The sequence below is a fragment of the Chryseobacterium sp. FW101-FHT12H09 genome (genome assembly GCF_058790395.1).
On sequence record NZ_JBYTCP010000002.1, the window covers coordinates 731,908 to 753,294 of the forward strand.

The 21,387-nt window shown below is 31.8% G+C and carries 23 protein-coding genes; 2 read left to right on the forward strand and 21 right to left on the reverse strand.

Features of this window, described 5'->3' with window-relative positions:
• Positions 1-10 precede the first annotated feature (10 nt).
• Together AC3WRL_RS09100 and AC3WRL_RS09105 are read right to left on the reverse strand one after the other, a co-directional pair.
• Positions 11-1,159 carry a glycosyltransferase gene (locus tag AC3WRL_RS09100; protein ID WP_492330131.1) on the reverse strand — a complete coding sequence of 383 codons (1,149 nt, stop codon included), beginning with the start codon at positions 1,157-1,159 and terminating at the stop codon, positions 11-13.
• On the reverse strand, positions 1,159-1,716 hold the full coding sequence (locus tag AC3WRL_RS09105) for an acyltransferase (RefSeq protein ID WP_492330132.1): 558 nt from the start codon (positions 1,714-1,716) through the stop codon (positions 1,159-1,161). Before AC3WRL_RS09105 ends, AC3WRL_RS09100 begins: the two co-directional genes overlap by 1 nt.
• 58 nt (positions 1,717-1,774) lie before the next feature.
• Between AC3WRL_RS09105 and AC3WRL_RS09110 the strand changes: the two genes are divergently transcribed.
• Complete coding sequence (locus tag AC3WRL_RS09110; RefSeq protein ID WP_214830723.1) at positions 1,775-2,005, forward strand: acyl carrier protein; 231 nt, start codon at positions 1,775-1,777, stop codon at positions 2,003-2,005.
• On the opposite strand, the gene AC3WRL_RS09115 is transcribed toward AC3WRL_RS09110, so the two are convergent.
• The 5 genes from AC3WRL_RS09115 to AC3WRL_RS09135 form a co-directional block, all read right to left on the reverse strand.
• Complete coding sequence (locus tag AC3WRL_RS09115) at positions 2,002-2,640, reverse strand: GNAT family N-acetyltransferase (protein ID WP_492330133.1); 639 nt, start codon at positions 2,638-2,640, stop codon at positions 2,002-2,004. The two genes, AC3WRL_RS09110 and AC3WRL_RS09115, sit on opposite strands and share 4 nt — an antisense overlap.
• Positions 2,637-4,076 carry an AMP-binding protein gene (locus AC3WRL_RS09120; protein ID WP_492330134.1) on the reverse strand — a complete coding sequence of 480 codons (1,440 nt, stop codon included), beginning with the start codon at positions 4,074-4,076 and terminating at the stop codon, positions 2,637-2,639. The genes AC3WRL_RS09115 and AC3WRL_RS09120 overlap by 4 nt, the downstream gene beginning before the upstream one ends.
• Before the next feature lie 47 nt (positions 4,077-4,123).
• A complete protein-coding gene (locus AC3WRL_RS09125; protein ID WP_492330135.1) occupies positions 4,124-5,296 on the reverse strand; it encodes a glycosyltransferase in 1,173 nt (390 codons plus the stop codon).
• Between the two features lie 109 nt (positions 5,297-5,405).
• A complete protein-coding gene (locus AC3WRL_RS09130) occupies positions 5,406-6,239 on the reverse strand; it encodes a glycosyltransferase family 2 protein (RefSeq protein ID WP_214830730.1) in 834 nt (277 codons plus the stop codon).
• 5 nt (positions 6,240-6,244) lie between these two features.
• Positions 6,245-6,784: an acyltransferase gene (locus tag AC3WRL_RS09135; protein ID WP_261510890.1), complete on the reverse strand. Its 540-nt coding sequence runs from the start codon at positions 6,782-6,784 to the stop codon at positions 6,245-6,247.
• A gap of 154 nt (positions 6,785-6,938) precedes the next feature.
• Here AC3WRL_RS09135 and AC3WRL_RS09140 point away from each other — a divergent pair, with 154 nt between their 5' ends.
• On the forward strand, positions 6,939-7,709 hold the full coding sequence (locus AC3WRL_RS09140; protein WP_492330136.1) for a class I SAM-dependent methyltransferase: 771 nt from the start codon (positions 6,939-6,941) through the stop codon (positions 7,707-7,709).
• Positions 7,710-7,740: 31 nt separating this feature from the next.
• On the opposite strand, the gene AC3WRL_RS09145 is transcribed toward AC3WRL_RS09140, so the two are convergent.
• The 14 genes from AC3WRL_RS09145 to AC3WRL_RS09210 all read right to left on the reverse strand — a co-directional run bounded on the left by AC3WRL_RS09145 (position 7,741) and on the right by AC3WRL_RS09210 (position 21,384).
• Complete coding sequence (locus AC3WRL_RS09145; protein ID WP_492330137.1) at positions 7,741-8,679, reverse strand: glycosyltransferase family 2 protein; 939 nt, start codon at positions 8,677-8,679, stop codon at positions 7,741-7,743.
• A 50-nt stretch (positions 8,680-8,729) separates the two neighbouring features.
• The gene (locus AC3WRL_RS09150; RefSeq protein ID WP_492330138.1) at positions 8,730-9,671 is read right to left on the reverse strand and encodes a glycosyltransferase family 2 protein; all 942 of its coding nucleotides are present in this window, start codon (positions 9,669-9,671) and stop codon (positions 8,730-8,732) included.
• On the reverse strand, positions 9,668-10,612 hold the full coding sequence (locus tag AC3WRL_RS09155) for a glycosyltransferase family 2 protein (RefSeq protein ID WP_492330139.1): 945 nt from the start codon (positions 10,610-10,612) through the stop codon (positions 9,668-9,670). Before AC3WRL_RS09155 ends, AC3WRL_RS09150 begins: the two co-directional genes overlap by 4 nt.
• Entirely contained in the window at positions 10,612-12,408 is a 1,797-nt protein-coding gene (asnB, locus tag AC3WRL_RS09160) for an asparagine synthase (glutamine-hydrolyzing) (protein WP_492330140.1), read from the reverse strand. The genes AC3WRL_RS09155 and asnB overlap by 1 nt, the downstream gene beginning before the upstream one ends.
• A gap of 19 nt (positions 12,409-12,427) precedes the next feature.
• Positions 12,428-13,183 carry a class I SAM-dependent methyltransferase gene (locus AC3WRL_RS09165; protein ID WP_214830750.1) on the reverse strand — a complete coding sequence of 252 codons (756 nt, stop codon included), beginning with the start codon at positions 13,181-13,183 and terminating at the stop codon, positions 12,428-12,430.
• Positions 13,184-13,242: 59 nt separating this feature from the next.
• A complete protein-coding gene (locus AC3WRL_RS09170) occupies positions 13,243-14,163 on the reverse strand; it encodes a glycosyltransferase family 2 protein (protein ID WP_492330141.1) in 921 nt (306 codons plus the stop codon).
• 10 nt (positions 14,164-14,173) lie between these two features.
• On the reverse strand, positions 14,174-14,842 hold the full coding sequence (locus AC3WRL_RS09175; RefSeq protein ID WP_492330142.1) for an NAD-dependent epimerase/dehydratase family protein: 669 nt from the start codon (positions 14,840-14,842) through the stop codon (positions 14,174-14,176).
• A gap of 63 nt (positions 14,843-14,905) precedes the next feature.
• Positions 14,906-15,775: a glycosyltransferase gene (locus tag AC3WRL_RS09180; RefSeq protein WP_492330143.1), complete on the reverse strand. Its 870-nt coding sequence runs from the start codon at positions 15,773-15,775 to the stop codon at positions 14,906-14,908.
• Positions 15,776-15,794: 19 nt separating this feature from the next.
• Positions 15,795-16,982, reverse strand: a complete 1,188-nt coding sequence (locus AC3WRL_RS09185) for a glycosyltransferase family 4 protein (RefSeq protein WP_492330144.1) — start codon at positions 16,980-16,982, stop codon at positions 15,795-15,797.
• Positions 16,975-17,574 carry an acyltransferase gene (locus AC3WRL_RS09190; RefSeq protein WP_492330145.1) on the reverse strand — a complete coding sequence of 200 codons (600 nt, stop codon included), beginning with the start codon at positions 17,572-17,574 and terminating at the stop codon, positions 16,975-16,977. Before AC3WRL_RS09190 ends, AC3WRL_RS09185 begins: the two co-directional genes overlap by 8 nt.
• On the reverse strand, positions 17,574-18,473 hold the full coding sequence (locus AC3WRL_RS09195) for a glycosyltransferase family 2 protein (protein ID WP_214830761.1): 900 nt from the start codon (positions 18,471-18,473) through the stop codon (positions 17,574-17,576). Before AC3WRL_RS09195 ends, AC3WRL_RS09190 begins: the two co-directional genes overlap by 1 nt.
• Positions 18,473-19,573 (reverse strand): DegT/DnrJ/EryC1/StrS family aminotransferase, encoded by a 1,101-nt coding sequence (locus AC3WRL_RS09200; RefSeq protein WP_492330146.1) that lies wholly within the window; start codon positions 19,571-19,573, stop codon positions 18,473-18,475. Before AC3WRL_RS09200 ends, AC3WRL_RS09195 begins: the two co-directional genes overlap by 1 nt.
• A 6-nt stretch (positions 19,574-19,579) precedes the next feature.
• Positions 19,580-20,521, reverse strand: coding sequence for a GNAT family N-acetyltransferase (locus AC3WRL_RS09205; protein WP_492330147.1), 942 nt, complete (start codon positions 20,519-20,521; stop codon positions 19,580-19,582).
• Entirely contained in the window at positions 20,521-21,384 is an 864-nt protein-coding gene (locus AC3WRL_RS09210; RefSeq protein ID WP_261510908.1) for a GNAT family N-acetyltransferase, read from the reverse strand. Before AC3WRL_RS09210 ends, AC3WRL_RS09205 begins: the two co-directional genes overlap by 1 nt.
• Between the last annotated feature and the right edge of the window lie 3 nt (positions 21,385-21,387).

The window sequence follows — 21,387 nt, forward strand, 5'->3', positions numbered from 1 at the left end:
ATAAAGTTAATTATAATTCGTCTAAAATATCAGTTATTTTATTAACAGAGTTTTCAAGATTAAAGGGCATCTTATACTCATTTAGTTTTTCAGAATAATGCAGAAATGTCTCAGGATGCAGTAAAGCCTGTTTCATCCCAGAATAAATTCCGTCTTCTGAATTTTCCACAATTAAGCCCAACTCTCCGTTATTTAACATTTCTCTTGCTCCAGATACCTCTGTGGTGATCATTTTCTTTTTTAACGTGATTGCTTCAAATAGAACGGTTGGAAAACCTTCATACCTGGAACTTAGAATATAAAAATCAGCATTTTTAAAATAAGGATAAGGATTATCTGTAAATCCTAACATAGTAGCAGTTTTATCAATATTAAGTTCAGATTTTAATTTTTTGATATTCTCAAAATCATAACCATCACCAATTATTAAAACTTTATGTTCTAAACCTTCATCAAGGATTTTTTTGTGAACCTTTAAAAGTCTGTCAAAGCCTTTTTGTGGAAATACAGTTCCTACCGAGACAAAAGTAGGAACAGATCCCTCAAAGCTATATTTTTGGACAGGCTTCTCAGCTTTAGTTAGGATTTCCTGAGTATCTAGAGGATTATAGATCCTAACAATTTTTCGTTTCTCAGATTCATTTTTAGCTAAACCGTAAAATAGTTTTTCAATTTTTTCTGAAATAACCAGGATCTTATCAAAACCAAAAAACTTTTTAATCTCATGATCATTGTATCCTTTTACTTCAGAGAGATCGTTATGAATCCAAACTATCTTTTTAGATGAAGTATGAGGGGAGTCTAAAATTTCATCACGCATCCCATGAATAGCAGCAAACTCAATATCATATTTTTTACCTTTTAATTTTCCACTATACAGAAGATCAGGGAATTTTTTCAGAAGCTTTTGGTAAATAACCCGTGTGATCTTTTTTGGAATATCCTGGATACGGTTTGTTGTAATCATTTCTCCCTTGTTAAGATAAATTACATTGATCCAGGTTGGAACTTCCTGTAAATATTTCCCGGAATATAAGTTTAAAAGAAGATCAATCTCATATCGATCCGGCGATAGGTTTTTCAGAAAAGTAACCAATACCTTTTCTGCACCTCCATGGCGGAGGGAACCAATTCGGATAAGTATTTTTTTCTTTGGCACTATTTCTTAGTTTTGAATTTTTGAGGTAAATTCAACTTCAGCCATTGATTAAGCTCTTTCCTGTTTTTTTCTAAATGAAGAGGATATTCAACTGTCGTTTTTTTCAATACATCAGCATAATCTTCTACTTCACAAATATACTTAGCTGGGTTTCCCGCATAGACAGTATGTTCCGGCATAGATTCGGAAAGAACCGAATTGGCACCAAGAACACAATTATTTCCTATTTCCACATTTTGTAATATGACGGAATTGCTGCCAATAGCACAATTTTCACCAACTTTTATCCATCCAAAATTTCTTACTTCCTCATAGCCTTTCAGCTTTCTTATATTTGTAGTAGCTCCGGAATGGGTTACAAAAGTTACTCCAGAAGCGATTCTTGTGTCTTGTCCAATCTCAACTAGAAATGGTTCAGAGCCAAAAGAAACATGATTTCTTACCACAACATTTTTGCCTAATTTTAAACCGTTATGGATGCATATTTTAAGGTAAACAGAATGTTGGAAATCCTGAATTAAGGTAGATATTTTGTTAATAATTTTATATATCATCATAGTAAAAACAAAGTTAGAAATTATTTTATAAATTTGCCTGTCCAAATATTATAACACAATGAAGATCGAACATTTTTGTGAACTGCTTAAACAGGAACTTAACGAACAAACTATAATAACCTCAGATACTAATTTCAAAGAATTGGAAAGCTATGGATCTTTATCAGCTGTATTGGTAATGCAGTTGGTTGAAAATCAATTTGGGGTAAGTTTAAATCCAAGATCTTTCAGGAATATTAATACTATTGGAGACCTTACAGAAGCAATAGGAATAGAAAAGTTTGATTAATCTGTAAATGTTTTTCGCAGGATTATCTTTTGAACACTAGGATAGATCTTATGATCTGAAGTATCGATATTAATAGTTTTATATTCTCTAAAACCAAATTTGGCGTAATATTTTATAAGATGCGGGCTGCTTTCCAATACATCTATATAAAGGTCGTTGGCTTGAGGTTCCATCTGTGAAATGACATGTTTTAATAAATATTCAGCGATGCCTCTATTTCTATAATCGTCATCTACAAAGACATATTGAATAAGATACTTGTTTTCGGAATATGTCTTGGTTTCAGGTAAATTTTTTACATTGTTAATAAACGAATTTAAATGCTCGCTTCTTAAATGGATAGGAAATAGTTCACTTTTATTTTGGTAATAATTCTTATCTGTAAAAATAAGAGCACAGCAGCCGGCAGCTTTTCCATCAACTTCCGCTATTATATAAGAATTTAAAGAAAGCTCTGTATCGACATTTTCTTCATCTAAAAAAAATTGACTTAAATACTCCTTGGTGGTTGAGAGATCAGTTTCAAATAGATTACTATAAGTATCTGATAAAGATTTTGAATTAGTTTCAATAGCTAAAATTCCTTTTATAATCAAAGGGATGTCAGCTTTTATCGCTTTTCTTATACTAATCATAATTTATTTTTTAGTTCATTTCTATCTATCTTTCCTGAAGTGTTGATGGGAAACTTTTCTAGTTTGACAATTTTTGAAGGAATACAATATTCAGGAAGGTTATCTTTTAAATATGAAATAATTATTTCATCCTCTACATTCATATCATTAATAAAGAGGATAAGAAGATCATTGTTGTTTTTATCTTTATAGATGAGAGCAACACTAATAGCGTTATTCAGTTTTTGATTTGAAAAAAATTCAATTTCAGACAGTTCTACTCTAAAACCATTTATCTTAGCCTGGAAATCTATTCGGTTGAGATAAAAATAATCACCCTCAATATCCCTTAAGCACCAGTCTCCCGTTTTATAGAATATTTCTTTATCTTTTTCAACAAAAACCTCATTTGTTTTTTCTTCATTCTTCCAATAAGAGTGTGTAAGTAATTTTCCTGATAATAATAGTTCCCCTTCATTTGTTTCGTTATCAGAAAAAGTCATTGTTGTATTGACCATTGATTTTCCAATACTAATAATACCATTTTTCTCTTTTATAGGATCTTCTATTTTGTATTGAGTACAGAAAATGGTGTTTTCTGTTGGGCCATATACATTGTAGATATTTGCATTAGGAATAAAATCTTTCCAACCTTTAATTTGTTTTGTTAATAATGCTTCACCGCAGAATAAATTGAGTCTCAGACTTTCATTTTTTACTTCAGGATCTAAATAAGGAATAATTAAATTTAAAATGCTTGGAACCATAAGGGCTACCGTAATTTCATTAGCTTCCAGTAAATCGAGAATTTGTAAAAATTTAGTTTCTTTTTTATGAAGACCAATAACTGCAGCTCCATTTAGCCAGGGAATAAGATAGCTCATCACAGATAAGTCAAAAGTGAGCTCAAACATCTGCAAAACACGATCATTAGGATTTAAGTTTCCAAAAGTTGAATGAAAAGATTCAGAAAAATAATATAAGTTTGAAAATTGAATGGGAACTCCTTTGGGCTTTCCGGTACTACCTGATGTGAAAAGAATATAAGCATTGTTGTGAATGGATGAGTCAACAGGTAAAATAGCTTCTAAGGGGTAAACTTCCTTTGTGTCAATAATAGAAATTTGATAATTCGCCTCTATTTCTATGGAGGTTAAAATTACTTCAATATCAGCCTGCTGAATCACATCCAGGTTCTTATTAAAAGGAAATTCAGGATGAATCGGAACATAGGTTTTTCCTGTAAACCAAATGGCAAGTATTGAGGCATACATGTATACATCATCTGTAAGATAAATTCCTACATTTTGAGAATCGACTTTTTGTAATTGGATTCTGATTTGATGGGATAAATCTAAAATATCTCCATAAGTATGGGTTTGATCCTGAATACGTAGACAGGTCTTTGTATTATTTTGTAGAAAAGATTGGTATAAATTTTCAATAAAGGGATTCATCTTTTTAAATTTGTGTAGTATACTTTTGCTTACTTAATTTATGGAAACTATGTAGTGGGAGTTTTGTTCTGGTAAAGATTTTCAATAATGCTTTCTACACTTTTGAAGATTTTCTCATTGTCAAAACGTTTCTCAATATCTTTTAAATTCTCCTGAATATGTTCAATCAGATTTTTATTGGTTAAAAATTCTTTAATACCATTATATAAACCTTCGTCAGAATAATCGGTTAAATATCCGGATTCCTTATGGGTGATCATTTCCGGAACTCCACCAACTTTAGTTGCTAATATAGGTTTTTGAAGAATTAATGTCTCGGCGATAATTAGTGGCCAGCCCTCGCTTTCTGAAGGCATAATATAAAAATCTGCATTGGCAACATAGGGATATGGGTTCATTTGTGTGCCGAGTAGTTTAAAGGAGTTCTGTACCTCCAGTTCCTTGATTCTTTTAGATAACAAATCGTAATCTTCCCCATTTCCAATAACAGTAATATGATGATGGAAGCCGTCATCAATAAGTTTTTTATGGGTTTCTAAAAGTGTTCTGTATCCTTTTCTATAATGTAATCTTCCAACAGAGACAAAGGTGGGAGCTGTACCAAAGTCAGGATTAAATGCTTTTGCCTTTATCTTTAATTCTTCAATTGGAATCGCATTTAAAATTACTTCTCCTGGTGGAAGTTTGAGATCAGGATATTTTTCACTTAAGATATCCTTGCATTGTTGTGAACCATATATAATATAGTCGAACTGTTGCATGTTTTTGAAGATTTCATCCCGATAGGGAGCAAAACCTTCTAGCGATAAATCAGAATGAAGCCATGCGATTTTTTTTGATTTCTTGTTCGTAGAATTTAGTACTGTTTTATAAACTGTATAACCTGTTGCAATTTCTACATCGTAGGTGTCATTTAGCAGTTGATCAGCAATCTTTGGATTTTTTGCTGCTTTATCAAGTTTAAGTCTTCTTTTTGCTAATTGAATCTTTTGAATAACAGGATTTTTAGAAAAATCTTCTTTACCCTCAGCTATATATACTTTCCTGACATGATTTGGAAATTCATTACGTAGTTCTCCCTGGTTAATATTTAAACATATTGTCATGTCAAACTTATCCCTGTTAAGATTATTAAGCATACTTAATACAACTTTTTCTACACCACCCATTTCCATAGAACGATGTCTGAAAAGAACTTTTATTTTTTTATTCTCCTGCATTTGGGATTTTTGTAATAATTTTTTGTGTCGAAAAGTGTTAGGTATATTCTATAAATTGAACAGATCTCAAAGATAATTTCTGGCAGTAGCCATAATATTTTGAAGATTTCTATTCTGATTGGAAAAAAGTTAATATTTTGATTTTAAGTCTATAAATTCTCTTTGTCTGATAATCAAGTAAGTTAAAAATTTCTTGAGGACTTTGAAAGTTTTCAGGGACTGTTTTTTTATTTATAGAAGTAATGTTTCTTCTTTTTAAGGTGTTAAAGATAACTTTTGCAAATGAATCTTTTGCTTTTCCTTTCGATTTTGCTTGAGAAACACCATTAGGATGAAGTCTATACTTATATAAGTTTTCATTAATAAAGTAAGCGCTTCCCAGATCTAGTATTTTTAAATATAGATCTTGGTCAACAGCACTCGTAAGACTAGAGTCTATGCCTTCAGTTCTTAAATATGCCTCTCTTCTAAATGCCACAAAGTGTGCGATCTGAACTGGGAAATTGAAAAAATAAGGATCGTTATTGAGAATTTGTTTTGCAGATTTGAAAGGATAAAGAGGAGTTAAATTTTCATCGCAGGCTAAAAATCTGGAGTAGGTAAGAACGACATTTTTTTTATTCTGGAAAGTCGTGATAGACTTTTCAATTGCTGTAGGAAAAATGGCGTCATCAGGATCTACAAATCCACAGATTTCTCCATTGGCCAATTCAATACATTTTCTTTTTGTATATCCAACTCCCTGATTGGACTCATTTTCAAAGAAAATAAATCTGCTGTCACCTTCAATTATAGATCTTACAGCTTCCTTTTCTGCTTGATTAGAACAGTCATCTACAATGATTGCCTCCCAGTCTGTGTAGGTCTGTTGTTGAAGACTTTCGTAACAGTCTTTAAAGTAATCGGCATTATTATAATGTGCAATAAGAACTGAAAATTTCATTTTAATTAAGATTTGAAAATTAATTCCTGCTTATTCATAACAGTTGTATTTGCAGGAATATCTTTATAAATAGTACAGCCCGCACCAATTATACAATTATCACCAATACTGACACCTTTTAATACTGTAACGTTACTACCTAACCAACAGTTTTTCCCGATTTTTATCGGAGCTTTAGTAAATTGGTTTTGAAATATTTTGAATTCAGGAGAACTTTGATAAGCATGATTATGATCATACAACTTTACATTTTCGCCAAATAATGTATTTTCGCCAATCGAAATGTGATCGAGGCAATTAATAGAGCAAAAATTGTTCATGAAAACATTGTTTCCTATTTCTAATGTTGCTTCATCCTGAACTAAAATGTGAATATAATTACGAAAACGGATGTCATTTCCAAGGTTTATTTTTTTGATATTCTTATAGATCACAAAATGATTATTAATTCCCAATTTTATATTTCCTAAAATAACTTTAGGGTGTTTGTGAAAAATGGAAATCTGTTTTTTCCTTTGAAGTGTTTCAAAAATTTTGGAAAGCATGTGTTTTTAATTAATTTTATTTTCTGTTCATGCAAAACTGTAGGTATAAAACCATTTTGAACATAATAGCTTCTGCTTTTTTTATATTAAAAAAGATTTAGCTTTAAACAAATGTAGCTAAAAAAAAATATACTTTTGTAACAAAGTAAACACGATGGGTGAATTAAAAAGAGTTTTTAAAACATTTGTAGCATACCTTAAAAGGCCAGACCTTTATCCCGAATTAGGAAGGAAAATTTTGAAGAATACTGTGAATAGAAATAATGCCTTCAAAGGAAAAGAAAAAACGAATTCTTGGGCACGGTCAAAGGCTATTTCGCAGAAAGAAGCTGTTTTCAATCTTTTTGGGATTGATGCCTCCACATTTAAAACGGAATATAAGGATGTTTTGGATAAAGCGGCACAAAAAGAAAAAGAATGTCCCATTAAAATGGGCGGTCCGGGAGCATTAGAGCTTATCTATTATGCTTGTGAATTTTCTGAAGGTAAGAATGTAGTAGAGACGGGAGTTGCCTATGGGTGGTCTTCACTAGCCTCACTGTTGTCGCTGGAAAAAAGAAATGGAACTTTGTATAGTTCTGATATGCCCTATTTAGGACAAAATGGAGATCAGTACGTAGGATATGTAGTTCCTGAAGATCTAAAAAAATACTGGAAACTTTTTCGCTTTGCAGATAAGGAGTCTCTGCCAAAAATATTCAATGAAAATCAAGTTTTTGATGTGGTTCATTATGATTCGGACAAAAGCTATAACGGAATGTTCTGGGCATATAATCAATTGTATACACACTTAAGAAGTGGCGGGGTATTTATCAGTGATGATATCGGGGATAATTCAGCTTACCAGGATTTTTGTGAGAAAAATGATATTGACACAACTATTGTAGAAATTGATGGTAAGTATGTAGGCGTTTTTATAAAGTAAGAGAATTGACGCTTAATGGAATACAAAAGAATTAAAATAAATATTTTCTAAAATTAATATTATATAGACCGGAACGAATACTATTATAATCAGTAAATAAATATTTCATGATCATTCCCCATTTTTTTGGGACAGAAGCTTCGGCTATCTGATAGCTTCGGTATGTTCTTTCAATATGCTTCTTAATATGATCTGGAATTGAAGATTCATTTTTAGCCCAATTATGTACTTCACTCCAAAGCAGAATCCTTGTAGAAGATGGCTTTATTTTCCCAATATCTACTTGCGTGATTCTATTATTTTCATGGACTCCCCTTACTGCAACAGCGTTATCAAGTATTCCGGGGTAAAGATTAAGGTAGTAAGATAAACGGAAAATAAATTCTGTATCCTGATGAAGTCTAAGTCCGGTTTTGAAAAAAGGACTGACTTTTGAAAGAGAACTTTTCCTGATCGTTAATCCATCAAGGCTGAAAAGTCCAAAGCTCCCTTTCATATTAAGAAGTCCGGGAAAAACTTCTTTTGAATCATGTTTTTTGTATACTGTGGTTAGGCGGTTTTCAAAAACTTTGTAGTATTGTTCTTTGGCTTTTTCTGAGCAATAATGTACTCCTATAGCGCCATACACACCTTCTACCTCAGGATTTTGAAAAAGTTCTTTTTCTGCATCAAAACGATTAGGCAGGTAATAATCGTCTGCATCTAAAAATGCGATGAAATCTCCTGTTGCATTCATTATTCCAAGATTTCTGGAAGCTCCGGCACCATGATTTTGTTTATCAGGATGTTGATAAAGTTTTACGCTGTCGTATTTTTCTGCGAGTTTTTCACAAAGTAGGAGTGCATTATCTGGAGATTTATCCTCCACGAGAATTATTTCAAATACTTCATCAAACTGAAGCGCTGATTCTACAGCTTGAGAAATGTAATTCTCTGCATTATAAACAGGAATGATGACAGATATTTTCATGGTTGCCAATTAATTAAATAAGTAAAACGGTACGGTACGAATATGCAAGATTACGAAATTAAAGAATATCTAAAGTTGATGTTATATAATCCTGATCTTATGCTCTGATAATCAACGAATAAATATTTTATAATCATTGCCCATTTTTTTAATTTTGGAGAATTTGCTATTTCGAAACTACGTTGCATCCTTTTGATATGTGTTTTAATGTCTTCTGGAATATTAGCCTCATCTTTTGCCCAATTATAAGCTTCATTCCAAAGGATAACTCTTGAGATCGTATGCTTTATCTTATTAGAATCTACTTTGGTGATTCTATTGCTTTCATGCACTCCTCTCATTGCTATAGCTTCATCTATAATTCCGGGATATAAATCAAGATAATATGAAAGGCGAAATAAAAACTCTGTGTCTTCGTGAAGTTTCATTGGCTTGAATAAAGGAGTTAACTTCGCCAAAAGAGACTCTCTACGAACAGTTAGAGCATCAATACTAAATAGTCCAAAACTTCCTAACTTATGGATCAACCCTGGAAAAACATCTTTAGGATCATGTTTTTTGTAAACTGTGGTTAATACATTTTTAAATAATTTAAAATATTGTTCTTTAGCTTTTTCAGTGTAATAATGTACGCCAATAGCCCCATAAACACCTTCTACTTTGGGATTTTTGAAAAGTTGTTTTTCTGCATCAAAACGATTGGGAAGAAAATAATCGTCCGCATCTAAAAATGCGATGAAATCTCCAGTTGAATTCTGTATTCCCAGGTTTCTGCTTGGACCCGCGCCATGATTTTCTTTGTCGGGATGTTGATATAATTTTACTTTGCTATGCTTCGCGGCTAATTCCTGGCAAGTCCGTAAAGATTGATCTGGTGATTTGTCTTCCACTAAAACGACTTCAAATACTTCATCAAACTGGAGCGCTGATTCTACAGCCTGAGAAACATATTTTTCAGCGTTATAAACGGGAATGATTACTGAGATTTTCATTTCATCGATTTTTGATAATTAAACCTATACTGTGTTTTTAATATATTGGGATTCTTAAGAGCTTCAATAAAGATATTATAATATTTTATTGCTCCCGTTTTTTGAGATAAGTCGAAGGACTTATATCTTAAGTAAATTTTTTCTTTAAATTCTGAAGGTATCTTCTGATCGCGGGCCCAGTCATATAAAGATTTCCAGAAAAGAAGCTGTCTTTGTTTATACTGAGGGGAGTATTTCACAATTTTAGTAATTCTGTTATCGTCATGTATTCCTCGTATGGCCACGGGCTGATCTATAATCCCTGATTTTAAATAACAGTGATAAGCCAGTTTAATAATAAAATCCGAATCCTGATGAACTCTAAGTGTCTTGTTGAATTTTAAATTAGATGCTTCAATCGCTGATCTTCTTATTGTAAGAGCATTTAAATGGAAGAATGTACCGAAAGTCTTAGTTGTTAATCCTAAAAGTCCTTTAAAAACTTCCCTTCCTTCAGCGGAATAATTTACAGTTGTAAGGGAAGTATCACTGAATTTCGATTGAAATTCCTGTTTTCCCTTTTCAGTTAAATATTCAATACCAATGGCTCCAAAGACCCCTTGAACCTTAGAATCAGTAAATATTTCTTTTTCTCCGTCAAAACGATTGGGTAGATAATAATCATCAGCATCTAAAAATGTAATGAAATTCCCTGTTGATTTTTCTATTCCCAGATTCCTTGAGGCGCCTGCGCCATGATTTTCTTTATCAGCATGTTGAAATAGTAATACTTTTAGATTTTGGTCAGCTAATCTTTTGCAAATTTCCAGTGAATTATCTGTTGATTTATCTTCAACTAAAATAACTTCCTTAACTTCTTTAAATTGCAATGCAGACTGAACTGATTTTTCTAAAAATTCAGCCGCATTATAAACCGGGATAATAACAGAAATTTCAAGCATTATAATACAGATTGATTGTTATGGGCCCAAAGAGCAAGTTGTAACAAATTCCAATGTTTATGATCCTTGTTCAGAAATTTTTGAGCACCCTCAAAATCTATATAATTGAAAATTTTCTGATTTCGATCTTTAAGCAATTCATTGGATAGATTGATGAGATTATCTTCTTCAAACCAACTCTTAACACTCATTCCAAATCCTTGCTTGTGACGTTTTCTAATCGTTTCTGTCCAATATGCCCCCATTGTTTCCCGAAGTATAATTTTATCATTTTCACTATTTAACTTCAGTTGTTCAGGTAATTGTATGCAAAACTCAGCAAAATCAACATCAAGGAAAGGCGTTCTCACTTCCAATGAATTCGCCATGGCCATTCTGTCGGATTTCATCATCATATTTCCTGGAACATAATTTTCCAGATCTACCCGCATAATATCGTTCAATGAGTCAGAATTGGGTGTGAAACTGTAGGGTTGCTGATAATCTGTTAGAATCCCGAGCAGATTTTGTTCTTTTTTAGAGAATGCATTTCTAACGGAATTCTGATGAAAATCTAAAATAGAAGAATACTGTAAATTGCTTTGTGTAACAAAAGAAGTTTCTCTCAACTTTTGATAAATCTTTAATCCGAATTGAGTAATTATATTTTTATAGCTAAAGTGGTTTTTTAATTCATTTTCGACTTTATAAAAATGATACCCTCCAAATAGTTCATCACCGGCATCCCCAGAAAGGACTACAGTAAGATTTTTTCTGGCATTTCTACAAATCTCATAATGTGGAAGATAAGAGATGTCAGCAAAAGGTTCATCTAAGAATGGAGAAATCTTTAAGAGTGATGCTGCTATATCCTGTTTTTTTTCGTGAACCTCAATATGATTGGTTTGGTATTTATCGGCAATTTCTTTAGCATATTTTAATTCACTATCTTTATGATCATACCCAAAGCTAATAGTCGTTTGTTTTGGCATAAATTCATTGACCAGGGCTACTATGGAGGACGAATCTAATCCGCCACTTAAAAAACTTCCAACTTCCACATCTGCTATAAGCTGTTTTTTAACAGCATTTTTTAAGAGGTATAAGAATTCTTCCTTTGCATCAGATAAACTTATATTCCTATCCTTTGCCGGTAAGCTATAGTAACGTGAAACGATAACTTTTCCATTTTTCCAAATTAGTTGATGAGCAGGAGGAAGCGTGAAAATGTTTTTGTAAATACTTTGATAGGTATTTACATATCCATGTTGCAGATAGTGAGCTAAGGCTTCAGAATTTACTTCGGGCTGAATTAATCCAGAAGCTAATATAGCTTTAATCTCCGAGGCAAAAATGAATTCGTTGTTACTTCCGATAGCATAGAAGAATGGCTTTTCTCCAAAACGATCTCTGGCACAAAATAATTGCTGTTTCTGGTCATCCCAAATTGCAAAAGCAAACATTCCTGGGAGATCATGGATGAGGTTTTCCTGCTTTCTCTGATACATTGCAAGAATAACTTCTGTATCCGAAGTTCCATGATAAGGATATTCCGGATATCTTTTTTTAATATCAAGATATCCATAAATTTCACCGTTCAGTACAATGCATTCGTTTTTCGAATTTGAAAACATCGGTTGTTTTCCATTCTCTGAGAGATCTATAATTGAAAGTCTTCGATGACCTAAAGTTGCATTTTCATAAAATTCATGATGTGAAGAATCTGGACCGCGATGTACCAGTACATCAGTCATTTTTTTTATTTCGTTTGTATAATTTCTAGCGTTTGGAGCTATTATTCCTGCTATTCCACACATAATACCATTTTATTTTAAATTATGACATCCCTCTTTTACAAAAGAAAATATCTTCCTCAGGATTCACTCCAAATTTTTTATATTTATCAGAAATATTTACTCTCTCTACTATAAAACCAGCATTTTCTAATCGTATTACATAGTCTTGACCATATATTCTTACATGATCAAACTGACCAAAAAGTTCTTTTCTTTTTTGAGGGTCGGAAATAGAAAAGTCTTCGTAGGTCTGTTGATTATTCTTAGAAATAGGGACCTGTAAAATAGCTTTTCCTTCAGGCTTTAATACCCTTAAAAGTTCTTTCATGGCTTTTGCATCGTCAGGAATATGTTCTAAAACATGATTACAAATCACCAGATCGAAATAATTGTTCTCGTAAGGGATACTTAAAATATTAATATTTTTTACATGGTCTGGATAATGGTAATTCCCTGTGAGCAGATCTCCACAAATATATTCCTTTAAATTCTGGCTTAAAAGAATCTTTGATAATTTAGGTTCTGGTGCGATATGTAATACACTGATGTCTTTTGGAAGATTTAATTCTTTAATAACAAAAGCATATAAAAGTCTTTCTCTGTCTCTGGAATTACATTTATAGCATCCTGCCGCTCTACGCCCGCCTCCAATGACATGTTTTTCTATTAATACAGGTAAATTATGTCCTACAATTTCCAGATCTTTCGATTTGTAGCCACAAAATGGACATTGATAATTTGAGCCTGAATGAGAAAATAGCTCTATCTTTTTTTTTATTCTGTCCAGGATTTTCATATTGTGTTTTATTTATGTGATAAAAGAAATGTTATTGTAATAAATCTTTCATTGATAACTTACAGATTCAGGAATGTTGGTCCTATTTGCATTACTTTACTACGTATTTCAGCTAATTTTTTTTCTTCCTTTGAAATCTTTTTATACTTTAAAGATAGTTTTTTATAAGTGCTAATATTTCCTGTGATAATATTCTTTACAATGCTTTGCTTAAGAGATTTCTTTTCTAAATATAATGCATTATTCAGGTTAGGATTTATAATTTTAGTTTCTATACTCAGATTTGGAAATTTATTATAATCAATTTTAGTTAAAAATTGTTTTCCATCATGAACTGCTTTACTGCCAGGGACAAGTAGCGTTTTTTTCTCGTGAAATAATACCCGGTTTGTATACTCATCGTCTTCTCCATAGTGAAAAAAGTAAGGGTTAAATCCACCTACAGTTTCTATGGTATGCTTTGGAAGAAGCCAATGAGCAGCATTAATAAACTTAATTTCATAAAAAGGTTTCAGTGTTTGAAAATACAGGTCAGATATCAGCCTTGTCTTTTCAAAATTTGTAGCAATATATTTATCTAAAAAGATATCCAGATATTTTTCTGTTCCATCAATTTGCATGGGGCTGATGATCCCAATTTCTTCTTGTTTGGGATGCTTACTGTAAATATCAAGCAACTTTTCAAGACTATCAGGGTAAAGCCATGCATCCTGATTCATCAGATAGAAAAAATCAGCACCTACTTTATGAGCTTTTTCAATACCTATATTATTGGCTTTACCAAATCCCAGATTCTCTGAAGACTGAATGAAATCTACTTCCGGGAAATTTGTTTTTATATACTCCTGTGTATTATCTGTTGATCCATTATCTACAACAATACACTGTATAGGAACCGAAGATCGCCTTAAGCTTGTAAAGCATCTTTCTGCCCATTTCATGGCATTATAAGTGACAATAATAAGATAAATCCTTGGCATTGATTTTTTTTTAAGTATATTTTTCAGCTAAATTTTTCAAATAATCAGTAGGCTCTATTCCAGAGAAAAAGCTGTTGGTGTTTTTATCAAAATCGACTTTGTAAAAATCCCCTTCATCTGCTTCATCATAATTTGCTTTCTGATCCATTCTATTTTGGATGGCATCTATAATTTCCCTTAAATCATAATAATAAGGATATGCAAAGTTTATTGTTTCATTTTTCACAGACTGGCATGTACTTTCTAAAAAATTGGCAATGTCATCGATATCTAATAATAATCTTCTGGCATTTCGGTGAAGTATGAATTTACTATTGGTTTTAATTTTTGTTTTAAGAAAATTAAAAAGAGTATTAGGATTTCCACCTTTCCCTACGATATTACCAATTCTTAGAATAAGGTAATTGTCAGATTTACTTTTAATATAATTTTCCATTTCCAACTTATGCAGTACATAAAAGCTGTCCTGTTTTGATTGATCCTGAACACTCAATGTGGAGAAATAGATAAACTTCTTTTCGCTGTAATTTTCAAGGGCGTTGCTTAAAAGATTGAATTCTCTTTCAAATTCTGCTTTTTTTGTTTCAAGAGAATTTGAAACTCCTGAAGCGAAGAAAAGTATTTTGTCCGAATCGATATTTTGTAATGAACTAGCAATAAGCCCGTTTCCTATGATCATATTGTGTCTTTTGATATTGTGTGTAACTAATTATTGTTAAAGTTAGTATTATTAAAAATAAAATTAAAGATCTACTTTTAATTTTCTATTAATCTGAGATGCATATCTAATGTAATTAAAATATTTTTTAATAAAAAATAGATGTTGTCTGAAATCTAAATACTTATAAGGATAAAATTTTAGTGTAAATAAAAGCGTTTTCCTATTAATCGGGTAGTATTCAAAATATTTATGTAAAAAGCCGGAAAATATTTTTTTCTCGGTGGTATTGTCAATTGTTTTTTGAAAATCAGATCCAATTTTTTCTTTAATTTTTATGTTGGAATCCAACCACTTTTTATCCAGATTTCCGCCAGAGAAATGTTGTATAAGTATATTATCGATTACGTAATTTTGAAGTCTTTTTGATACCCTTAATGTAAAATCCAGATCATAACCGTGAAACCCATTAATATCTTCATCGAATTTAAAATCAAAGAAATTTTCCTTTATAATACCTAGAAATACACCATCTACGGCATAAACCGGATTTGTATTTCCAGAGACTTTATTAATTAGATAGGATTCGGCATTTTCTTTATTTCCCTGCAAAATATTGATGAAATTATATTTTTCTGAAACGGTCCAACTGGAAGGTGCAACAGGGACATAGGAAGAGCCGGCAAGTCCGATAACACCTGTTCCAGGTCGGTTGAGGTGGGTTATTAATTTCTCGCCCCATTTATCTGTATGAAATAAAATATCCTCATGGATGAATAAAAAATACTCATATTTAGCTTTTTCTGCTCCTATATTGTATGCCTTGCAGATCCCCATTAATCCAGGATTATCAATTTTGATAATTTCGTAGGGTACACCAATCGTTTCTGCAATATTATTTTCCAATGCAGAGAAATACTGAGGAAGATATGAAGATATAATGATAGAGATCATATAAAAGTATTCACTAATTTTATTTCAATAGATTGTCCATCGTCTGAAAGATATCAGTAGTCAGTCTTTTTTCAGAATATTCCAGTTCTAATTTATTCTGGATTTTAATTCCATAATTTTCTCTTAATTCTTTGCTCTGTAATAGCTTAACGATCTCAGAAGCCATAGTATCCAAATCAAGATAAGGGGCAAGAACACCAAAACCATTTTCAAGAAATTCTACTGCGCCGCCACTTTGTTCAAATGCAACAATAGGTTTTTTAAGTTTTGCTGCAGTAAGCATCACAAGAGGAAACGGATCTTCCCGGGATAGTAAAAGGAAAATATCAAAAATATTAATATAGTCGTTTGGAAATTTGTTGTGATCTACATATATGATTTTATCATCTACTCCAAGTTTTTCAGCATCTAGCTTTGAACATTTTACAGGACCAATTTTGGAAGTTCCACCAAGGTTAATGAATTTAAAATCTTTATCTGTCTGATCTGCTATTTTTTTTACAAGGAGAGGTACTAAATCCGTTCCTTTACGCAATTCCTGAGAGCTTGCAATACCAATAACTAATTCATTATCAGAAATATTGAGCTCTTTTTTTAAAGCTGTCGTATCTTTTTGAATATCAATTACTTCATCGACAAAAGAATGAATGACTTTAATTTTTTCTGGTTTTGCTCCATATCTGGTAATCAGATTCTCTGCTACAGCATTTGATCCCGCAATAATAGTAGAAACATTGGATACGTTTTCCAAAATAAATTCTTTTGAGTAAGAACTTTCTACTCCAAAAGCCAGTTCGTGGATGGCTACAATGGTAGGAATGTTCTTTTTGTAAAAGGGTATTGTCCAAATTAGTGTTTCTGCAGTATTTCCATATACCAAATCATAATTGTTAGAAAATAATCTTCCGGTTATCTTTTCAATCTGTTCCTCTCTGGTTTCTGCTGTTGGAAAAAATGCAGCCTGAAGTTTTTTAAAATTTCTATTGATAAAAGAAAATGATTGATTATAATAACTAGCTACAATAATTTTGTTGTCAGAAATTTTAGCAAAATCTTCAAAAAGCTGTCCTGCTCTTAATAATAGAATATCAATGATAAAATTCTTTTTTTCTTGTTTAAGCTTTTTTAATACACTCAACAATAGTATTGGAGCACCTGATAAAGATGCTTCATGAGATATAACTAATATTTTTTTTGTTTCATTCATTTTGCAAAGATTCGAATATTAAATTTTGACTGTTTTTTACAATAGTATTAGCCGGGATAGATTTATGAATAACACATCCAGCACCAATAATACAATTGTCGCCGATGTTAACTCCTTTTAATATGACTGTATTACTTCCTATCCAGCAATTATTACCTATAATTATCGGTGAAGTCTTAAAGGCTGTTTTATCTATAAAGAAATTGGGATTGAACCCGTACTCATGATTGTGATCATATAATTTTACACCTTCTCCGAATATAGTATCATCACCAATGGTAATATTATCGATACAATTAATTGAAGAATAATTATTAAAGAACACCCCACTGCCAATAGTTAGTGAAGCATTTGGAAACACTGAAATATTACAGTAATCTCTCACGAAAAACCGTTCACCAATAGCTATATTACCAAATTCGCCCTCATTTCCTTTAAAGATATTAACATCTTGAGGGGCAAAAGTATGGTGAATTGTAATAGTTGGTTTTGCGTTAAAAGCCCGCCAAAGTTTCTTCTTTTTTTGTACTTCAAGATCAGTAATAAAAGAAGCTATTTTTCTATGGATATAATTTTTTAGCCTTAAGAACATTAGAAAAATTTATATTTTAGATGATAGAGTTTAATAGGTAAACGATATTTCAAACAAAAATTCAGCCAAGGTTCTTTTCCCTTGTACTGATTATATTTTTCAAAAGTCTTTTTTAGTTCTTTCTTGTTAGTTGATGTAATATAAATTTTCTTGACACTATTATTAAGTTCCGATTTATTATCTAACTCTGTGTCATATTGTAGTCTCAACAGTATTTCTTCAACGAAAACCACTCGGGCCTTTAAGGTTGAAATGTTTTCTTCGTGCTTTCTATAATAAGCAAGGTGTTCTGGAATAAAAGCAAAAAAATGTTTTTCATTTATTTGTAACCATTTATCGTAATCTTCCAAAAGAATATCTTTATTATAAGATCCTGTTTCAAGAAGAGCTTTAGTTTTGATCAATGCGCTGACAGCCGGTACAAAATTTCTTGTTTTCTCAAGTTTTCTAAACTGATATTCATCTCTATAGAAATCAAAATTCCCATAATACTCAACTAAATTTTTATCTTCCTCTACAATATATGCTGATGAAAAAACCACAGCAAACTTATCATCTTTGTTTTCCAATGTTTTTACACATTTTTCCAAAAACTCCGGGTGCAAATAATCGTCAGCTGCAATAAGTTTAATATACTTTCCTTTAGCGAATTTTATACATTCATTAAGCATCTCAGCTAAACCAGTATTCTTGGAATGGAAATTTTTTTCAGCAGTATACTTATTGTCATTAATCCAATTTTCGAAGACTTCTACAGAATTATCTGGTGAAGCATCATCTCCTACAATTAATTGAATGTTCTCATAAGTTTGATTTTTTATGCTATCCAGGCATTCTTTAATATAACCGGAATGATTATATGAAACGATAATAACTGTTACTAAAGGATTGTTCACCATTAATATTCATTTATAGCTTTAATAATGGTTTCAATTTCTTCCGTATCTAAAATAGATGAAATAGGTAAACTCAATACTTCCTCATGTATCTTTTCACTAATTGGAAAAGATAGCATATTCATTTCTTTATAAGCTTCTTGCTTATGAGGTGGAATAGGGTAATGGATAATTGTGTGGATCCCTTTTTCATTGAGGTAGCTTTGAAGATTGTCTCTATTTTCTGTTCTAATAACAAACACATGCCATACATGTTCCTTTTCATCTTCTGGATTTTCTGGAAGAATGATTTTTGGATTAGTTATTTCCTCAATGAATTTTTTCGCAATTAGTCTTCGCGCATCATTTTCTTCTTCAATATACTTTAATTTAATATCCAGTACTCCAGCTTGTATTTCGTCCAATCTGGAATTAAGACCCTTGTATATGTTGACATATTTTTGATTAGAACCATAGTTTCCTAATGCACGGATGGTCTCAAATAAATCTTTATCATTTGTTGTTACTGCACCAGCATCACCCAGAGCACCTAAATTTTTACCGGGATAAAAGCTGAATCCAGCTGCATCACCCAGGTTTCCTGATTTAATATTATTCCATTCTGCTCCGATAGCCTGTGCATTATCCTCTACAATTTTTAGTTTATGGTCCTGTGCTATTTTTCTTAATTCTTCAGAAAAAACAATTCTACCCTGCAGATGAACGATTAGTATTGCTTTTGTTTTCGAAGTGAGTTTTTCTTCAATTTTTGAAATGTCAATATTGTATGTATTTATTTCCGGCTCTACAAAAACAGGGATTAATCCATTATCCGATAAAGCCAGAATAGAAGCGATGTAAGTGTTTGCAGGGACAATGACCTCATCTCCAGGTTTCATAATGCCCAGCTCTATGTAGGCGCGGAATATTAATCGTAAAGCATCCAGTCCGTTTGCTACTCCTAAAGCATATTTTGAACCAATATAATGAGCTAAATTGGTTTCGAAATTCTTAAGCTCATCTCCCAATAAATACCATCCGCTCCTGAAAACTTCCAAAAGTTTGTTTTCAATTTCTTCTTGATATTTAAGGTTTATTTTTTTTAAATTTAAAAAACTAATCATTTGGTTTTAATTTAAAGTAATTTCATAAAAATCATTACAAATAGCCCTCCCACCATACATCTCTTTTTGGTTGATCAGACCTTCATTTAAAAATCTTCCCTGATTTTCAGTAGAGATTCCGAAACTAAAATAGGGTCTGTCTTGAAATTGTTCTTCAAGCAGCTTGATAATAAGATAGTCCAAAGCACCAATTTCCCTGCCCTTCTCAGAATTCGCGAGGTATTGTGTATGAAGGACTTTACCAAAGTCGAAAATTAAGGTACCACTCAGTAGCTCTTCATTTTCTGTAACTTCGTATAGTTTGATATTATTTGGGAATTTTTCTGCTAACTGTTGAATTTCCTGTAGACTGTGTACAGGTTTAGCTCCATGGTTTGATGCAAGGACATTTGTTAGAAGTGTCCAGTAATTTTCAAAATTTTTATTCTCTTTAATCTCAAGATTTAACTTGGAACATTTTTTATATCTTCTTGCAGGTGAATTCGCTAAAGGTAACCTATTTTGGATAGGTAACACCGAAGAGATATCTCGTCTGATAAGTTGTGCATTATTTAAAAATAAAGCATACAGGTCTTCCTGCGAAGGTTGCTCAAAGAAGATAGACGGAATTGCTTTATAAAGTAATTTGCTAAAACCACTATTCTTGTAGTAGTTGATTAAAAGTGTAAATATTTCTAAGACCTCAACAGTTTTAGTTTTTTCACTGATAACCAAAGATCCATAAGTTAATCCGGCGTGAGAAAAAATTTCCTTATCTATTTCATTCGCTGGAAAAGCAGCAATGATCTGATCTTTTTTAATGAAAATCAAAGAATGATCAGTAAAGCGGTCAGCATGATAATCCATATAATCCCTTTCAAAAAAGAATAATCCATTTTTGCTTTCCCTTATGAAAGTATCCCAAATGACTTTCTGGGTAACATGATATCGTGTTAGTTCTATATCCATTATAACTTTAAAGACATTTTTACGTTATCTTTTACGATCAACTCTATTCTGAATCCAAAATTTTCATAAGCTTTGATAGCTCTAATATTATCAGGAATAACATTTAGATAGATGCTTTCTAACTTGTGCTCTTCCTTTGCACTGCGCAATATTTCAGATAATATTTGTTTGCTTAGACCTTTCCCCCAAAATTGCTTTTCTCCGATATAACCAAAATACTCAGCATCTTTGTTGTTGAGGTCAATTTTTTTTAGACCTGCAACGCCAATAATTTGCTCACCAAAAGCAATACCTTTAATATCATAGTTTTTCATATCCTCAAGTTTGCTAAACCATATTTTCTGATCTTCTCTTGTAAAATCAGGTGTATTAGTAAGCTTTTTAATTTCAGGATCATTAAGCCAATTCCACGATTTATCCAGAATTTCTTCAGTATAATCTACCAGATGTAACACTTCAGATGGAGAAGGGTATGAGGTAAATTCTTCATAACTTCTAAAGTAGTCGTTTTCGTCGTAAAGTTCAGATGCTAAACAGAGTAATACCGCACTGTGTGAGAATTTAATATCCCGCCAGATTAATTTTGGGATATATATTCCTCTAGAAGGATTATCTAGTATAAAGGTTTCTTTATTACCATTTTTATCTTCGATATTAAACTCTATTGTTCCTGATACAGCAAATATGATTTGCTTAAGATTTTTATGAGCATGACCTCCTCTCATCACATCTTGAGGAGTATAGTAAGTCCAATATACACGTTTGACATCAAAAGGCACGTTCTTTAAGCCCTCGGCTACTGTAATAAAGCCAAGAGAAGAATTACCAATTTTATCTAAATCAAAATATTGAACCTTGTCCATTAC

Coding starts and splice junctions, on each gene's coding strand:
- AC3WRL_RS09105 (WP_492330132.1), bottom strand. CDS start 1,716: ATGATGATATATAAAATTATTAACAAAATATCTACCTTAATTCAGGAT.
- AC3WRL_RS09110 (WP_214830723.1), top strand. CDS start 1,775: ATGAAGATCGAACATTTTTGTGAACTGCTTAAACAGGAACTTAACGAA.
- AC3WRL_RS09115 (WP_492330133.1), bottom strand. CDS start 2,640: ATGATTAGTATAAGAAAAGCGATAAAAGCTGACATCCCTTTGATTATA.
- AC3WRL_RS09120 (WP_492330134.1), bottom strand. CDS start 4,076: ATGAATCCCTTTATTGAAAATTTATACCAATCTTTTCTACAAAATAAT.
- AC3WRL_RS09125 (WP_492330135.1), bottom strand. CDS start 5,296: ATGCAGGAGAATAAAAAAATAAAAGTTCTTTTCAGACATCGTTCTATG.
- AC3WRL_RS09130 (WP_214830730.1), bottom strand. CDS start 6,239: ATGAAATTTTCAGTTCTTATTGCACATTATAATAATGCCGATTACTTT.
- AC3WRL_RS09135 (WP_261510890.1), bottom strand. CDS start 6,784: ATGCTTTCCAAAATTTTTGAAACACTTCAAAGGAAAAAACAGATTTCC.
- AC3WRL_RS09140 (WP_492330136.1), top strand. CDS start 6,939: ATGGGTGAATTAAAAAGAGTTTTTAAAACATTTGTAGCATACCTTAAA.
- AC3WRL_RS09145 (WP_492330137.1), bottom strand. CDS start 8,679: ATGAAAATATCTGTCATCATTCCTGTTTATAATGCAGAGAATTACATT.
- AC3WRL_RS09150 (WP_492330138.1), bottom strand. CDS start 9,671: ATGAAAATCTCAGTAATCATTCCCGTTTATAACGCTGAAAAATATGTT.
- AC3WRL_RS09155 (WP_492330139.1), bottom strand. CDS start 10,612: ATGCTTGAAATTTCTGTTATTATCCCGGTTTATAATGCGGCTGAATTT.
- asnB (WP_492330140.1), bottom strand. CDS start 12,408: ATGTGTGGAATAGCAGGAATAATAGCTCCAAACGCTAGAAATTATACA.
- AC3WRL_RS09165 (WP_214830750.1), bottom strand. CDS start 13,183: ATGAAAATCCTGGACAGAATAAAAAAAAAGATAGAGCTATTTTCTCAT.
- AC3WRL_RS09170 (WP_492330141.1), bottom strand. CDS start 14,163: ATGCCAAGGATTTATCTTATTATTGTCACTTATAATGCCATGAAATGG.
- AC3WRL_RS09175 (WP_492330142.1), bottom strand. CDS start 14,842: ATGATCATAGGAAACGGGCTTATTGCTAGTTCATTACAAAATATCGAT.
- AC3WRL_RS09180 (WP_492330143.1), bottom strand. CDS start 15,775: ATGATCTCTATCATTATATCTTCATATCTTCCTCAGTATTTCTCTGCA.
- AC3WRL_RS09185 (WP_492330144.1), bottom strand. CDS start 16,982: ATGAATGAAACAAAAAAAATATTAGTTATATCTCATGAAGCATCTTTA.
- AC3WRL_RS09190 (WP_492330145.1), bottom strand. CDS start 17,574: ATGTTCTTAAGGCTAAAAAATTATATCCATAGAAAAATAGCTTCTTTT.
- AC3WRL_RS09195 (WP_214830761.1), bottom strand. CDS start 18,473: ATGGTGAACAATCCTTTAGTAACAGTTATTATCGTTTCATATAATCAT.
- AC3WRL_RS09200 (WP_492330146.1), bottom strand. CDS start 19,573: ATGATTAGTTTTTTAAATTTAAAAAAAATAAACCTTAAATATCAAGAA.
- AC3WRL_RS09205 (WP_492330147.1), bottom strand. CDS start 20,521: ATGGATATAGAACTAACACGATATCATGTTACCCAGAAAGTCATTTGG.
- AC3WRL_RS09210 (WP_261510908.1), bottom strand. CDS start 21,384: ATGGACAAGGTTCAATATTTTGATTTAGATAAAATTGGTAATTCTTCT.